Origin of the sequence: Shewanella sp. YQ_9, assembly GCF_043103185.1 — a bacterium.
Taxonomy (GTDB): domain Bacteria; phylum Pseudomonadota; class Gammaproteobacteria; order Enterobacterales; family Shewanellaceae; genus Shewanella; species Shewanella algae.
Genome location: NZ_JBICJO010000027.1, coordinates 59,357 through 74,027 on the forward strand (window position 1 = coordinate 59,357; position 14,671 = coordinate 74,027).

Annotated in this window: 16 protein-coding genes; 5 read left to right on the forward strand and 11 right to left on the reverse strand. The window is 45.1% G+C overall.

Going from position 1 to position 14,671, the window contains the following annotated elements; genetic code table 11:
* Positions 1-123 precede the first annotated feature (123 nt).
* On the forward strand, positions 124-1,050 hold the full coding sequence (locus ACF8D4_RS08585; protein ID WP_181317028.1) for a LysR family transcriptional regulator: 927 nt from the start codon (positions 124-126) through the stop codon (positions 1,048-1,050).
* A 387-nt stretch (positions 1,051-1,437) separates the two neighbouring features.
* Here the strand turns inward: ACF8D4_RS08585 and ACF8D4_RS08590 are convergent, their stop codons facing one another.
* The 7 genes from ACF8D4_RS08590 to ACF8D4_RS08620 all read right to left on the reverse strand — a co-directional run bounded on the left by ACF8D4_RS08590 (position 1,438) and on the right by ACF8D4_RS08620 (position 6,666).
* On the reverse strand, positions 1,438-2,754 hold the full coding sequence (locus ACF8D4_RS08590) for a zonular occludens toxin domain-containing protein (RefSeq protein ID WP_345854874.1): 1,317 nt from the start codon (positions 2,752-2,754) through the stop codon (positions 1,438-1,440).
* The gene (locus ACF8D4_RS08595; protein ID WP_345854872.1) at positions 2,751-3,080 is read right to left on the reverse strand and encodes a DUF2523 family protein; all 330 of its coding nucleotides are present in this window, start codon (positions 3,078-3,080) and stop codon (positions 2,751-2,753) included. The genes ACF8D4_RS08590 and ACF8D4_RS08595 overlap by 4 nt, the downstream gene beginning before the upstream one ends.
* Positions 3,081-3,089: 9 nt before the next feature.
* Positions 3,090-4,556 carry a virulence factor TspB C-terminal domain-related protein gene (locus ACF8D4_RS08600; protein ID WP_392468596.1) on the reverse strand — a complete coding sequence of 489 codons (1,467 nt, stop codon included), beginning with the start codon at positions 4,554-4,556 and terminating at the stop codon, positions 3,090-3,092.
* Between the two features lie 68 nt (positions 4,557-4,624).
* Entirely contained in the window at positions 4,625-4,855 is a 231-nt protein-coding gene (locus ACF8D4_RS08605) for a hypothetical protein (RefSeq protein WP_345854869.1), read from the reverse strand.
* Between the two features lie 9 nt (positions 4,856-4,864).
* The gene (locus ACF8D4_RS08610) at positions 4,865-5,068 is read right to left on the reverse strand and encodes a hypothetical protein (protein ID WP_345854868.1); all 204 of its coding nucleotides are present in this window, start codon (positions 5,066-5,068) and stop codon (positions 4,865-4,867) included.
* Between the two features lie 14 nt (positions 5,069-5,082).
* Positions 5,083-5,379, reverse strand: a complete 297-nt coding sequence (locus tag ACF8D4_RS08615; protein ID WP_392468600.1) for a single-stranded DNA-binding protein — start codon at positions 5,377-5,379, stop codon at positions 5,083-5,085.
* Positions 5,380-5,388: 9 nt separating this feature from the next.
* Positions 5,389-6,666, reverse strand: coding sequence for a phage/plasmid replication protein, II/X family (locus ACF8D4_RS08620; RefSeq protein ID WP_345888759.1), 1,278 nt, complete (start codon positions 6,664-6,666; stop codon positions 5,389-5,391).
* 113 nt (positions 6,667-6,779) lie between these two features.
* Between ACF8D4_RS08620 and ACF8D4_RS08625 the strand changes: the two genes are divergently transcribed.
* Positions 6,780-6,962 carry a hypothetical protein gene (locus tag ACF8D4_RS08625; RefSeq protein WP_345854864.1) on the forward strand — a complete coding sequence of 61 codons (183 nt, stop codon included), beginning with the start codon at positions 6,780-6,782 and terminating at the stop codon, positions 6,960-6,962.
* A gap of 214 nt (positions 6,963-7,176) precedes the next feature.
* Here ACF8D4_RS08625 and ACF8D4_RS08630 read toward each other — a convergent pair whose 3' ends face one another.
* The 3 genes from ACF8D4_RS08630 to ACF8D4_RS08640 form a co-directional block, all read right to left on the reverse strand.
* Positions 7,177-7,590 carry a hypothetical protein gene (locus ACF8D4_RS08630; RefSeq protein ID WP_392468602.1) on the reverse strand — a complete coding sequence of 138 codons (414 nt, stop codon included), beginning with the start codon at positions 7,588-7,590 and terminating at the stop codon, positions 7,177-7,179.
* Positions 7,591-7,873: 283 nt separating this feature from the next.
* On the reverse strand, positions 7,874-8,086 hold the full coding sequence (locus tag ACF8D4_RS08635) for a hypothetical protein (RefSeq protein ID WP_392468605.1): 213 nt from the start codon (positions 8,084-8,086) through the stop codon (positions 7,874-7,876).
* A 311-nt stretch (positions 8,087-8,397) separates the two neighbouring features.
* Complete coding sequence (locus ACF8D4_RS08640) at positions 8,398-9,675, reverse strand: site-specific integrase (protein WP_304715145.1); 1,278 nt, start codon at positions 9,673-9,675, stop codon at positions 8,398-8,400.
* Positions 9,676-10,180: 505 nt separating this feature from the next.
* Here ACF8D4_RS08640 and ACF8D4_RS08645 point away from each other — a divergent pair.
* Entirely contained in the window at positions 10,181-11,758 is a 1,578-nt protein-coding gene (locus ACF8D4_RS08645) for a DUF3369 domain-containing protein (protein WP_107352115.1), read from the forward strand.
* Positions 11,759-11,883: 125 nt separating this feature from the next.
* On the opposite strand, the gene ACF8D4_RS08650 is transcribed toward ACF8D4_RS08645, so the two are convergent.
* Entirely contained in the window at positions 11,884-12,351 is a 468-nt protein-coding gene (locus ACF8D4_RS08650; protein ID WP_342179421.1) for a hypothetical protein, read from the reverse strand.
* A gap of 265 nt (positions 12,352-12,616) precedes the next feature.
* Here ACF8D4_RS08650 and ccoN point away from each other — a divergent pair, with 265 nt between their 5' ends.
* Together ccoN and ccoO are read left to right on the forward strand one after the other, a co-directional pair.
* Positions 12,617-14,053, forward strand: coding sequence for a cytochrome-c oxidase, cbb3-type subunit I (gene ccoN, locus ACF8D4_RS08655; protein WP_028779894.1), 1,437 nt, complete (start codon positions 12,617-12,619; stop codon positions 14,051-14,053).
* A 12-nt stretch (positions 14,054-14,065) separates the two neighbouring features.
* Positions 14,066-14,671, forward strand: a complete 606-nt coding sequence (ccoO, locus tag ACF8D4_RS08660; protein ID WP_025010382.1) for a cytochrome-c oxidase, cbb3-type subunit II — start codon at positions 14,066-14,068, stop codon at positions 14,669-14,671.

Consider the following 14,671-nt stretch of genomic DNA (forward strand, 5'->3'; position numbering starts at 1 on the left):
CATCTTCCATTTTTCACGGTTGGAGTGCTCAGTTGGAGATAAAACTATAGAACCAAGATTGTCATTGAAAAAGACATAAATTAGGATCACAGTAGTAAGTACTGGTTTACAATAGGAGTGCCGATGGATCCTTCGTTGCTGCCGTCACTGGCATGGTTCACCCATATTGCCCATCATCTCAGTTTCACCAAGGCGGCCGCTGAAATGGGGGTTTCCCGGGCTGCATTATCGCAAAACCTCAAAACATTGGAACAAAAATTGAACGTCAAACTGCTGTATCGCACTACGCGGGACATGTCGCTGACGGAAGATGGTAGGCGGCTGTTTGAAGTCTTGCAAGGGGCGCTGCAATCGATTGACGATGTGGTAAAAACGGTAGGAGAGACCCGCTCTGAACCCTCAGGACTTTTACGTGTAAACACATCCCGTTTTGCGGCCAAGACCCTAATCGAGCCTCACGTGGGCGAATTCCTGGAGCGTCATCCCAAGTTGCAGCTGGAGCTAATCATGGATGATGGCCTAGCCAACATCATCGCTGACGGCTGCGATGCAGGTATTCGGCTGGGCCAGAGCTTGGCCGAACACGTGACCGCGGTACCCATCACGCCACCAATGGAAATGGCAGTGGTGGCGACACCGGCTTATTTCGAGAAACATGGCATACCGGAAACGCCTGCCGAGTTGGCGAAGCACAACTGTCTGCGTTTCCGGCAAACCAGCAGTGGGACCATTTTCAGCTGGGAGTTTGCGCCACCAGAGATCGCGGGGCAAGAATTTGCGCTGGAACCTCAAGGGAGCTTTATCACCAACGATGATGACAGCATGGTGCGTGCGGCACTCCAGGGGGTCGGTATAATCCAGCATTTTGAAATTGTCGTGCGTCCGTATTTGCAAGAAGGCAAGTTGCAACGTGTTCTACAGGAATGGTGTCAGTCTTTTCCCGGCGTTTATTTATACGTTCCGTCTCGTGAGCATATGCCGAGCAAGGTGAGAGCACTAATGGATTTCTTTGTCGAGAAAAGGCTGCTGATGTCGAACGTCAGAACATAACTTACGACTTAAAGTTTTTGCAGCCCGTAAATAAGTTATAAAGAAGCTTAAAGAGGATATGTAGTGTGTGTAATAAGTTACCCGTACAATCAATTTAACATAATATACATTGTGCGCATTTGTATGTGCGGCTATTTGAAATCTGGAGAGTTGTGCGCAGTAATTGCCGATATCGTCACTTATCGGCACTGAGGGATGCAGAAAGAATATCTACCAGTTACGAGATACAAGCCATTTAGCAAAAAGAAAAGAAAAAAGGTTAAATGCAACAGTAACCAACAAAGCAAGCCAAAGAGTCATGAGTATCTCCACAAGTAAGTGCGGGAGCTGAGGGGGGCGCTTCGCTTGCCTCCCCCCTCCTCTCCCTTTTCCCAACGGGGCAGGCAACTAAGAAAAATTAGAATCATCACCAGATGATGACTCATCTTTATCTTTGATAGCCGGAGCCTTATAAAACGGGTCACAGGTAACAAAAGTTGTAAAATCATAAAGCTGAAAACGAGCAAAACAAGGCTTAATCGGTATCACTGTAAAACCAACTGATAACGGGTCAAAAGCTTCACCTGTAGACTTTTTACCGAATGAATAATGAATATTGCGATAACTGCCCAAAGCTTCAATAACATAACCATCTATAAATACACCATCCACAAGACTAGAAACATACTTAACCATAGAAGCCTTTTCAGCATCCAAAACAGGCTGAATCACCTTATCTTGATATGATACACGGTCAGGAACTGTTTCCTTTTTCTCAACTTCAACAGTCTTCTTAGAGTCTGGGTTCATGTTATCAAAAACCCAAACCATCCCATAAACACTACAAATCATGGCAATAATTAGAAACAAGCCATAATACGCAAACTTAGGAACCTTAAACTTATGGGTATGTATTTCAGCCGAATAATAACAGCCATACAGCTTAGATGGTCGCTTAGAAAAGTTTTTCTCCGACTCTTTAAGATCAAAATAGTTGTCGGTATCGAGGCACTTGGGAGCCTGATAGCGAGTAACCCGCTCACCGCCAAACGGATTGAAGTAATGAATATGACGGCCAGTGAGCCGCCGGATGTTCACATCCATCAGCTTGGCGTTCTGGGTCACTAGATGAACATCAAAACCTTTATGTCTATGTGTTTCAAACTCTGAGATATGCTCAGGAACCTTAGCACCAACAGCCCTAGGAGGAAAAAACTGCTGACATTCATCTATGAGAATGATGCTCCCTTTCGGGAGCTTGTACCATTCCCGGGCATTATCAAACCGGGTGAAATGAAGATTAAACCGTTCAAGATGTTCAAAGCTAACATCAGTGCCAGGGAAGTTTTCAATATAATTTTCCAAGTCGCGCAGCTGCGACTTGCTGTAAAGCTTCCTTGCCCAATGAAGCCAAACATCCAAAGGATTGCTGGCCTCATAAAGACTTTCAAGCCAAGGTAAATCCTTCAACTCGCAAAACTCATCATCGGCATGAACACGCTTCATCACCTTGATAAGCTTCTTTTTCTGTGCCTTGTCCTTTAGCTGTGGGAAGTAAAGACCATAAAACCAACCGGAAAAAGTATTGCAAACCTCAAAATCAAGCATGAAAAGCCTGATATTTGTATAATAGATTTTCCTAGAACCATCATTGGAGTTAATTAAATCAGATAAACTATTAAGAGTTTTAGATGCTCCGGGCATCCCTGTTCTCAAATAAATCATGAAGTAGCCCTCGGAGAACCCCAAACAACCTTTCTAATTTCTCCTGAAGAACTAAGCCCCTTAAGAACCAACAAAGCAGAGCCAGCACCAAGATAAATATTAATCGCCGTAGGAATCCCTATTATCTCTAAAAAACTAACAATAGTTGAAGGCATCGAACCAACAGAGTCATTAAGTTTATTAATAATAGAATCAAAAAAGTAATCACTGACTGAATAACCTACAGTGCCAAACCCTATAGAAAGAGCTATTCTTGCAACCATAGCGCCTAAAAAACTAGCCAGATATGGGAATATAGCATTTAAAAGAATTAGAATGTATTCCATCACAACCCCTTAAACGTTCCTAACAATCAACATAACAGAATGAATGCTTGCAAAAGCAATAACAAAAAACCTAATTAAAAAGCCAATCTCACATAGAGCATCAAATTCAACCCTGATAGTGCCTATTGGAGTTTCTTTAACATAGGGAGCAGGACAGGAAGCGCTGGCACCAGTAGTAAAACCATTACCATTCTGATATTTATCCATTTTGCCCATGACATCTATTGTTCCCTTATTAATCTTAGAAACATCACTATCACCAGAACTTGCAAACGTTTCTATAGAACTTCTTAAAGCGCCTAACTCACCATCAAAACTATAAGCTTGCTGAGCGCGACAGCGTTTATACCATTCATTTCTGGCTATATAGCACTCAACAGAAGAATCCTTAGTACAAGAGAACTTCTCACAAGCAACAGCATAAACATCATTTTTATCACCCTTGCCGTCACCGCCACCATCACCGCCGCCAGTATCACCACCATCACCGTCACCGTCACCACCGCCGGACTTAAGACTCTTAATAGATTCATTTATATTAGATAAAAGCTGTTTCATATCATTCATAGCAAAAAATGATTGAGCTATGTCGCCAGAAATTACAGCCAAACGGCGGTCAATAATCCCCCTATTGCCCAAGTTATCCTTTATCTGAGTTAAAGATTCGAAAGACTTGTGAACATCATCAGAAATCGACCAGAGATAAGAGTTGTCATTTTGCCCTTTCTGAATATCATGCTCTTTAATATCCTTAAGCAAATCTTTAATACCAAGAGACGCTGATATTTCTTGTGCCTGACGTTCATAAGCTGCCTTTAAACTCTGATTGTTTTCAAGAAGACTGTAAGCAACCTGACTCAAAAGAGTATTAGAACGTTCGCTAGATGTATTAGCATTAATATTTTCTGTATGTATCTCATAAAGAGTATTCTTAATGCGATCTAAGTTTTTATTTGTAGCTTCACCAGAATACTGAATCTGAGTAATTAAAGATTGATTACTGCGTTCATCACCTTTTGCATCAGTAAAATAATCAGGATTGTTAACCCTGCCGGGGCGAACTTCGCCACCAGTATCACCACCGCCAGTATCACCACCATCACCGCCGCCAGTATCACCACCATCACCATCACCGTCACCGTCACCGCCACCAGTATCACCGCCGCTGTCTTGGCACTGGTTAACGTCAGTTGCAAGATAAGTCATACAGTAATAACAGCTGATATTATTAGGATCGCCAGTAAAACAGGTATTAACATCACCCATTGGACGCCAACTAAACTTATCAGGAGAACACTGGGAGCGAGTGGCCGCGGTCATTTCGGCCTCAGCATTAGGGCCTTGAGTAGTAAAGCAAATCTTCTCACCGGGAGGCTTAGGGGGGGTATAAGAAAAGGCAGGAAAAGAAAAAAATAAAAAAGCTAAAACAAGACCCGCCTTATGCAGTCCGCAACAACCAACAATACAATTATCCATACCAAATCATCTACCGAAATCAGCATAACAGAAACCTAAAAAAGGGAGGGAAATCCCTCCCGACAGAATTAACTGAAAAATGCAGCCTTAGCCCATTTATAGACAACAGCAGCACCAGCCAAAGTAAGCATGGCCACACCTACAGCACCAATGGCAGCCAAACCATTAGTAGTAAGCTCAGCAGCCGCAGAAGCCGCCTGAGTCCCAGCATTAACACCCTCAGCCATAGCTGCACCGCCTACAACAGAAAGAGCAACGGCAGAACCAGCCTTCTTGATAAAAGAAAAGGATTTAACCATAAAACACCTCTAATAAATGCCCATTTGCTTTCTAGATTGCCGGAATATAAAAGCTAGACAATAACAGGCAATAATTGAACTAACTAATAAACTATACTCGGCGATACCAAAGCCACTATGAATATCTGCTTGTTCAATCAACAAAGTGCCATCACAAGGAACAGCCTCAGATACAACAAGAGTTTCATTAATTGTTTTTACACAGATAGACATAATGGCACCTAAAATCACTGTTTCGACTGCTTGTCGGCATAAGGAACAAGAATCAACTTAAAAGGATCTAACTCAATTTTTTGAAAACGGTTAGCCCTGAAATTGCTAACATGAATAGAATAATCACCGGGAGCATAAGGAGGCTGACCATCCTCCAAAGGAATTTGAACTTGAACAGGGAAACGACTCCCGTTCCACATCCAACCGATTTGAAAATGACGAGTAACAGCTGGCTTATCATCCTTAGCAGGAAAAGTCCTGGACTGCACATTACACTCTGGCGCTTGAAGTTCGATTTTTACCATTTCCATAATTAATCCTTAGCTTACTGCACGTAAGCCTTCTCTGAGTTGCATATATAAAGGTTTTGGCTCTTGCCAGTTTTTTGGATGCTGTCTTGAAAAGTCAACATTAATAAAGCGAACTAACGGGACAACATTACTAGCCGCGTTAGCTTGCAAATTCATTAAAAAAGATTTTGGAATAACAGAAGTTATTTCTTGAATGTTTCTATAAAAAGTAGATTCAGAAGTGGTTTCCTTAACCTCTTCCCAACCCTCACTCTTTAATGAGCGAATAAACCTAAAAAGCCTATCAGCCTTTGAAAAAGAAACCTTTCCAGATTTGCCGACAGTGTGAAACTCTGCTCGGAGAAGCTCTCTAACTTCATCATCATTATATATATTCACATCTTTGCCCTCAAAAGTCTGAAATATATCCTGCCAAGAAAGATTCCATAAATATTGAATAGGACAGTGCCTTTTAGACATTACTTCACAGTGTTCAACGAAATCCCCTACCCTCAAAGGAAAACCCAAACGCTTCAACATCCTAGGCATAACAGAAGCTTCAAAGCGCAATGAATTTTTAGAAAAGGCAATAACTTCGGGGTCTGTCATAGCTGATAATTGCCGCTGAAAGACTTCCTTTTTTGTTTTTTCGTAATTACTCTTGGCATCTCTAATAGATTTTTCTAACTCAAAATGTTTTAAATAAGCTTTTAATTGTTTATGACGAGAAGCCGCCCTGCCCCCGTTAGAATTTTTTGTCCCCCAATATACAGTTGTATCATGAGAGGATTTGCTAGAACGAGTTTGCCCAGAAGAAAGGTTTCTAAGAGCATCAATAGTATTTCTAGCCATAGATTCACTTTCTAAATGAGAAGTGAAAGTAACATCAATTTGTTTTATCTCGGCTGAATAATAATCCAACATTTCAGCAAGACGAGGCATACCCATGTTAAAAGTAGTTATCAAAGCTTCAACGCAAAGACGAATATTATCAGAGCCAAAAACGTTATGACCTTGAAGCAACTTAGCAGGACTGGCTTTTAACTCAACAAAAGGCCAATAGGTAGAACCACCTGCATGAATCTTAAAACTGAGGGTAGACCAAGAAGAAGGAAGGCTTTCATAAGGGTGACGCAACTGATCAACATCAAATTGACCATCGTTAAAAATCACATCACCAGACTCAAGACGAGCACCACGGAGAGAACACTCTTTCAAGTCAACAAGGCCAGAAGGCTTCTCAGCAGAGGTATCCCCTGCCACGAATGACTCAGAAAAAGGTATTGCAATCCTTAGCAGGTCAATCATTTCTCAGAATCTTAGAAAACCAGAAAGTGAGATAAACTTAGATTATTAGAATCTAATTGTCAATACTTCTTATAATATCAGAACCTCAGAATCAAAGTGGGAGCACAAAAGACATGCCATCGAAACACATAGATGATCAAACGTGGCGAAAAGTAGAAAAAGAGACAGTTAGAGCAGTAATCGCAGCACAAGCAAGCATAAAAGAAACAGAAGTTCTTAGGATATTGATTTTAAAGGGATTAGAACATGTTAAGGAAGACGATTATAAAAAATTCGCAGAAAAGAAAAGGGGGTGAAAACTCCCAAAATGGGAGTAGAGTCCACTGTTAAAGTATGTGGACTCTACGAGCTGAAACGACCTTTTGTCTCCGACCATCAAAGCACTGAGTAGCTGCAAATCAGAAAAGATGTCTGGCAGGAACGAAAACGGGGCTAAAAGCGCCCCTTTTCATGTCTGGCATCAGGGGCCATTGGCCCCTAATAACCCCAGATTTAATGCCACAATCAAGCTCACTTGCTAATTGAAAAAACCAATGAAATTAAAGAGATAATCAATGCAAGGGAAGCAATCAATGTGCTAATCAAAAACTTACCCCTCTCCTGACGCAAACTAGCTAAAACAGAGCTCATAAGAGGAAAATGTATACATCGTAAATTTTCGCCATGGACAGAAGTAAACAACTTGATATTGCCCTGTTCGTAACTGTAAAGATTATTCAAATGGGAATACAAACGACCAAAGACAATATCTCTATCTACTTTAAGCTCATTGGCAATCCTCACGCAGTCAATCGGAACATAGACCTTAGAATCTCGAGTCCGTTCATCATCATCATCATCAAAAGCAACAAAATCAGAATAATATAAACGGTAAATCGTATTTAATATCTCTAAATCGGTAGGAATTTTCTTTAACACTGGCATAAAGTTTTAACCTTATATCTGCTAACACTTAGCCATTTTACTACACACTGAGAAATAATCAAAAAAATACAATAAAAAACAACACCTTAGAATAACGAGTTATTGTTTCGTTGTCCGGCCAACCCAATCTGTTTGACCATCAGATTCAACAGAAACAGAGCGATAACGATCAATAAGAGCACGAACATCATCAAGACAACCCAGAGGAACCCGAACCATTTTAGTCTGTTCAGACCTGGGACGGCCGGCACCCTTCCGAGCACCACCACGTGTAGATTTAGATTCAGACATTGAAATAAGCCTTTAACCAAGAAGTGATCTCTTTACGTACCTGTGAGGCAGTTGCGTTATCAGAGACATAAACCTTACCGTGACGTTCAGGAGTAATTAGAATCTGCCCAGAACGAGCCTCCCAGTAAAAATCAAACATATCATCAAACGTACACCAAACGCAGTTCTTAGTGTTTTCTTTAAAGTTCAATTGTGACTGTTTCATTTCTCACGCCTTTGATTTCTGTTTACTGTATTCATTATAGCCTAAATTTGATTAATGTAAACAAATTTCAAAAGAAAGCAGGATATTTTTGTAAACATAATTCAATTGCGCACAATACCAGTTATGCAAAAGTCGCCCCCTGCCGGGCACGTTCCGGGATGCTATGCATACTACCCCGGAAAGCACTTATACATAACTTGGATCACATTGTGCGCATTTATATGTGCAGCTATTTGAAATCTAGAGAGTTATTACCGGTAATCAACTTCCTCCGTGATTCACCTTAAACCTCTAGCAATAGTTTTCTTGGATTAACTCTCAATTCCTTGCAGTCTATCCAATGGTTTGGCGGATGCACTCTGGTGCCTTTCTTCCTGGCTGGTGTGCAGATACTGCGACGTGGTGTCTATGCTTTCATGACCGGCGTCCGCCTGCACATGGGATAAAGGCCGACCATTGAGATTGATGTCATGAGTGATACCTGTATGGCGAATACTGTGCGCAGTAAGCTGTCGCATTTCATTGGCTTCCTGGATAAAGCCATCTTTCTCGGCATCATCGGCAGCGCAGTTTATCAGAAACTGAATTTCATCCCGCAGTTGACGTATGCCGAGGTTGGCATTGAGCACGCCACTTTCCCGACCTCGGCCGGCGGCGCGATGCCGTATAAACAGCGGCGCGGTTTCATTGGATTGTGGATAGTCACTCAATCCCAAATGGCGCCGGTAACTTTGCAGTGATTGCAGCAACGCTTTGGATACCGCCACGTTTCTGGCCTTGCCGCCTTTACTCCTGGGAATATGAAAATACCAGATGCCGCTGTGATTATGGCGCTTGAATTGACTCATGGTTGGCGCATAACCGGCACGAGCGGCAATTTCCGAGATCCGCAGATAACAGCCGTACATCAGGTTAATCAAGAACAAACTGCGTTGATGTTGTGCCGGCTCGGCTTCAGCCAGGCGCTGTACACAAGCCACAAGATAAGACCATTGCAGCTCACTGAACACCTTGAGTTGCTCTTCGGCCGGATCCAACCTGAACTTACTCTTATTGGCAAAGCGACTGTGATTGAGCCAGAGCTGCGCCGGGTTGCGCTCACAATACTCTTCGCTCATAAGATAAGTATAAAATGATGAAAGTATGGCTATTTTTGTCTTTAAGGCATTATCGCTCAGACTGTATGGCAAGGGTTTGCCGAGCGCCTTGCGACCAATAAACGGCCGCCAGTTGGGATTGGGTTCCCGACTCTGATTGAACTTATCCGTCTTGAATTGCGGAACGTTGAAATAACCGACCAAGTCAGTCGGCGGTGCCTGGCAATAAGCCACGTAACGTCCCATTTCCCGTCGGCCCACATTGGCGGCGGATATGCCTGCGACATCGAAACACCAGTGAAAAAAGGTTGTCAACTCGCTGCGGTACGCCTTGTAGTTGTTTTCACTGTCTCTTTGTTCGTAAAGCCAGTCTGTTGCATGCTCAAGCAAGAGGCCGGCATCGGCCACTTTACCCAAGCTTAATTGGGTAATATAGCTGTTGACCACAGGGTTACCCTGCAAAAGCAAGTCTGCGCTGTCAAACAGCGGCATGGCAGATAACGCTTGATAGTCTTCCAAGGTAAAACCTATTCTATAGCAATGATTACTATAGATTTTACTCCTTTTTGACTGATGCCGATAATGTTATTTATCGGCACTAATCCCAGTCTCACATTGGCTGCACTGACGATCGCAATGGACTCTTTGCTTACAGCACCAAAGGCACAATTGCCAAACCTGCTTTTTGGATTGGCTGTCGAGACAACGAAAATCCGCCGCACATAATTCGCCCTTGTGGATCAACTCAGCCAGTTTGCCGACGGGTATCGCCATGCAAACTTCCTGATCGGTTTTATACGATATTGTTTTGCTTTTGGTTTCCATTCTGCCACCCACTTAATGAGAATGGTTCTCAATATAGTAGATCCTGGCGCTGCTGAAAATCCCCCTATACCGGCCGTTGTCAAATTTGTGAGCTATTGCTAGCCCTTCTCGATGCTTGGACTACACTTTTGAAAGGTAAATCAAAACTATTCAATTGATTGGAGTCCGACAGATGCTGATCGACATGGCCAAGAAAGGCCCGCTATTTGGCTCAAAGAAAGCTTCAACAACGACAGATACCCTGCCCCCCTGGAAAGTTCTGGTGGTGGATGATGAGCCTGATGTACATACAGTCACTAAACTTGCCCTCTCCCGCTTCAAACTCGACGGCCGCGGATTGAGCTTTATCAATGCTTATAGCGGCGAACAGGCCAAAGAGCTACTGCAAGGTGAAGAAGATGTCGCCGTCGCCTTTATTGATGTGGTGATGGAAAGCGATCATGCCGGGCTTGAGTTGGTGCGGTGGATCCGTGAAAACCAACAAAATAAAGCCATCAGGCTGATTCTGCGTACCGGCCAACCCGGGCAGGCGCCGGAAGAGGATGTGATCGTTAACTATGACATCAATGACTATAAAGCCAAGGCCGAGCTGGACTCCCGTAAGCTGACAACCAGTGTCTACTCTGCCCTGCGCTCTTTCAGGGACATTACCGAAATTGAGCAGGCGCGGCAGATGCAGCTCAACCATCGCCAGGGGCTGGAGCGGGTTTTGGAGGCCACTTCCGGCCTGTTTGAATTGCGTACCCTGCACAAATTTGCTGATGGTTTGCTGACTCAGGTGGCCAACTTGCTTGAGCTCAAAGACGCCACCACCATACTCGGCTGTAATGCCATGGATGCGGTAACAGAGCCGGGTAACGGCAACAAAATTCAGATATTGGCCGCCACTGGTGAGTTTACCAACCACCATGAGAAGCCCTTGCCTTCTCATATTCAGTCGCTGATGGAAGAAGCCTTGAAAGAGCAGCGTTGTCTTTATCGGGATGATTGCTTTGTGGGCTACTTTCCGGCCCAAAATAACTGGGTCAACCTGCTTTATATGGATTCGGTCAGCCAGTTGACCGATCTGGATAAACAGCTTATCGACATTTTTGCCATCAATGTCGGGGTGGCGTTCGAAAACCTGCTGCTGAATCAGGAAGTGGAAGATACTCAGTCGGAGCTTATTTTACGTCTCGGTGATGTGGTGGAGAGCCGCTCCAAGGAAGCGGCCAATCATGTTAAGCGTATGGCTGAGTATTGCCATGAACTGGCGCTGCTTGCCGGCCTGCCGGAAACGCAGGCCGATCTGCTCAAGCGCGCTGCGCCCATGCATGACATAGGGAAAATAGCCATTCCCGACAATGTGCTGCTCAAACCGGGGAAACTGGACGATATTGAGTGGGATGTGATGCGGCAACACCCGATAATCGGCCATCAGATCCTGGCTAATTCAGAGCGGCCCATTTTAAAGGCCGCCGGCACAATCGCCCTGCAACACCATGAGAAGTATGATGGCAGTGGCTATCCCAGAGGCCTCTCAGGTAAAGAGATACATCCCTTCGCCAGAATCGTTGCCATTGCCGATGTGTTCGATGCCCTGTCACACGCCCGCTGCTATAAGCCGGCCTGGCCGCTCGATGAGGTACTGAGCGAGATGCAGTCCTGCAGTGGCAGCCATTTTGACCCGGACTTTCTAAGGCTGTTTATTGATAACATAGATATCTTTATCAAAATAAAAAACAATTGGCGCGATGACGCCGAGCCTTAAGCTGTTTGCACACCGGGGAGTGGTTCTGCATAGCGAAAATTGAGATGCGAGCCATTTGAGCAGGCCCGTTGTATACGAGATTTTTAGTCTTGCAGTGGTTTTCAGGCAAAATGTCCGATTCCAACTTATGGCTGTTTCTGCTTATGGCTGTCGGCGAGAAAGTCGAACCAAGTTGAGTACTGCTCTGTGCCCTGCTGCCAACTGACAAACACCCGCCATACCATATAACCACTGCTGCAAGAGCCGAAAATCAGTTGGCCCTCGAATGCTTCCCCTTCGGTGGCAGACGGCGTCATAGGAATGACTCCCATAAACATATCCCGGCCCTCGACACGAAGTTTGAGATTGGATACCGGGCGATTAAAGCCAAGCTGCCAGTGAATAGGCTTTTCGCTGGGGGCAAAGCTTGGGTTTAGCATCAGGGAGATCTGCTGCTCACCCAATTTTTTAACACAATCGGTAACGGAAAAATCACATAAATCGAGATCTGCGCCAGTTTGGGTCGTCCGGGGAGTTTGAGCTTGGTCACAACCCAGGAGCAAAAGTAGGCTGAAAACGGCGCCAAATAGCTTGGGGAGAGTCGCACTATGCATAAAATTTCACCTTATGCTGCAAGGTGTTAACATTCTATGGTCAAGTTTGATCTGGATCAACAATGTGTCCGGCAGATTGGTATCTTTTTTGACGTAGCTCAAGTATCATTGCATCGCCTGACGTTTTGTCACAAATATGCAGGCTAAGCCATTGACACAAGAGTGTGACTCTCATAGGGGACGCCTTCACTCGAGTCATTTTATAACAGGTAAAGGCCAGTCCTTTACTGAACAACAAGTAAAAGTAATAAGCAGTGGAAGCAATATGATGAACCATTCCCAGCCAACAGGCGCTGATTACAATTACACCGTTGTCCGCCAATTTGCCTTAACCACAGTTTTGTGGGGCATTATTGGTATGTCATTAGGTGTACTTATCGCGGCTCAGTTAATCTGGCCACAGCTGAACTTTGAGACTCCTTGGTTAACTTTCAGTCGTTTAAGACCGTTACATACCAATGCTGTGATCTTTGCGTTCGGCACATCAGCCCTTTTCGCCACATCCTATTATGTCGTTCAACGCACCTGTCAGACCCGTCTGTTTGCACCTAAACTGGCTGCATTCACCTTCTGGGGATGGCAAGCCATCATTCTCTCGGCCGTAATCACTTTGCCGCTGGGTATCACCAGCAGTAAAGAATACGCCGAACTGGAATGGCCTATTGATATCGCCATCGCCGTAGTCTGGATCGCTTATGCGACCGTGTTCTTCGGTACCATTATCAAACGAACCACTTCCCACATCTATGTGGCCAACTGGTTCTTTGGCGCCTTCATTATCACAGTCGCCGTACTGCACATAGTGAACTCCATGGCTGTTCCTGTCAGCCTGTGGAAGTCTTATTCACTGTATAGCGGTGCTGTCGATGCCATGGTGCAATGGTGGTACGGTCATAACGCGGTAGGCTTCCTGCTGACTGCCGGTTTCCTCGGAATGATGTATTACTTCGTTCCCAAGCAAGCCGGGCGTCCTGTTTACTCTTATCGTCTGTCGATCGTCCACTTCTGGGCTCTGATTGCCCTGTATATCTGGGCCGGTCCTCACCATCTGCATTACACTGCCCTGCCCGACTGGACTCAGTCTCTGGGTATGGTGATGTCACTGATCCTGTTCGCTCCTTCATGGGGCGGTATGATCAACGGTATCATGACCCTGTCCGGTGCCTGGCATAAACTGCGTACCGATCCGGTTCTGCGCTTCCTGGTGGTATCTCTGTCCTTCTACGGTATGTCTACCTTCGAAGGTCCTATGATGGCCATCAAGACAGTAAACGCTCTGTCTCACTACACCGACTGGACCATTGGTCACGTTCACTCTGGTGCACTTGGCTGGGTTGCCATGGTGTCTATCGGTTCTCTGTACCACCTGATCCCAGTGCTGTTTGGTCATGGCCGCATGTACTCCACCAAGCTGGTGAACCTGCACTTCTGGCTGGCGACTATCGGTACCGTACTTTATATCGTTGCCATGTGGATCTCCGGTGTAATGCAAGGTCTGATGTGGCGCGCAGTGAACGCAGACGGCACCCTGACTTACAGCTTTGTTGAAAGTCTGGAAGCCTCTTATCCGTTCTACTTCGTCCGCTTCCTGGGTGGTTGTTTCTTCGTAACGGGTATGCTGATCATGGCTTACAACGTGCTGCGCACTGTTTATGCCCCTAAAGACTCTCTGCCTGCCATCGCAGAAGCCAAAGCCGCATAAGGAGCAGTAACGATGAAATTCAATCATGAAATAGTTGAGAAGAACGTCGGCCTGTTGGGTATCTTCACAGTGATTGCCATCAGTATTGGTGGCCTGGTGCAGATCACGCCGCTTATCTTCCAAAAAGATACCACTGAGCCGGTTGCCGGTCTCAAGCCTTACACAGCCCTGCAGCTGGAAGGCCGTGATATCTATATCCGTGAAGGATGTAACAACTGTCACAGCCAGATGATCCGTCCGCTGCGTGCCGAAACCGAACGTTACGGTCACTACTCGGTTGCCGGTGAGTCGGTTTGGGATCACCCCTTCCTGTGGGGTTCCAAGCGTACTGGTCCCGACTTGGCCCGTGTGGGTGGTCGTTACAGTGACAAATGGCATGAAGTTCACCTGATCGATCCCCGTGCCGTTGTTCCTCAGTCCAACATGCCTGCCTTCCCTTGGCTTGCTGAAAACACCCTTACAGGTGAATACACAGCCAAGAAAATGGAAGTGATGCGTGGTTTTGGTGTGCCATACGAAGATAAAGATATCGAAGGCGCCCAAAAAGCCGTTGAAGGCAAGACAGAACTGCAGGCGCTGATAGCCTATCTGCAGTCGCTGGGACACGCACTGAAATAA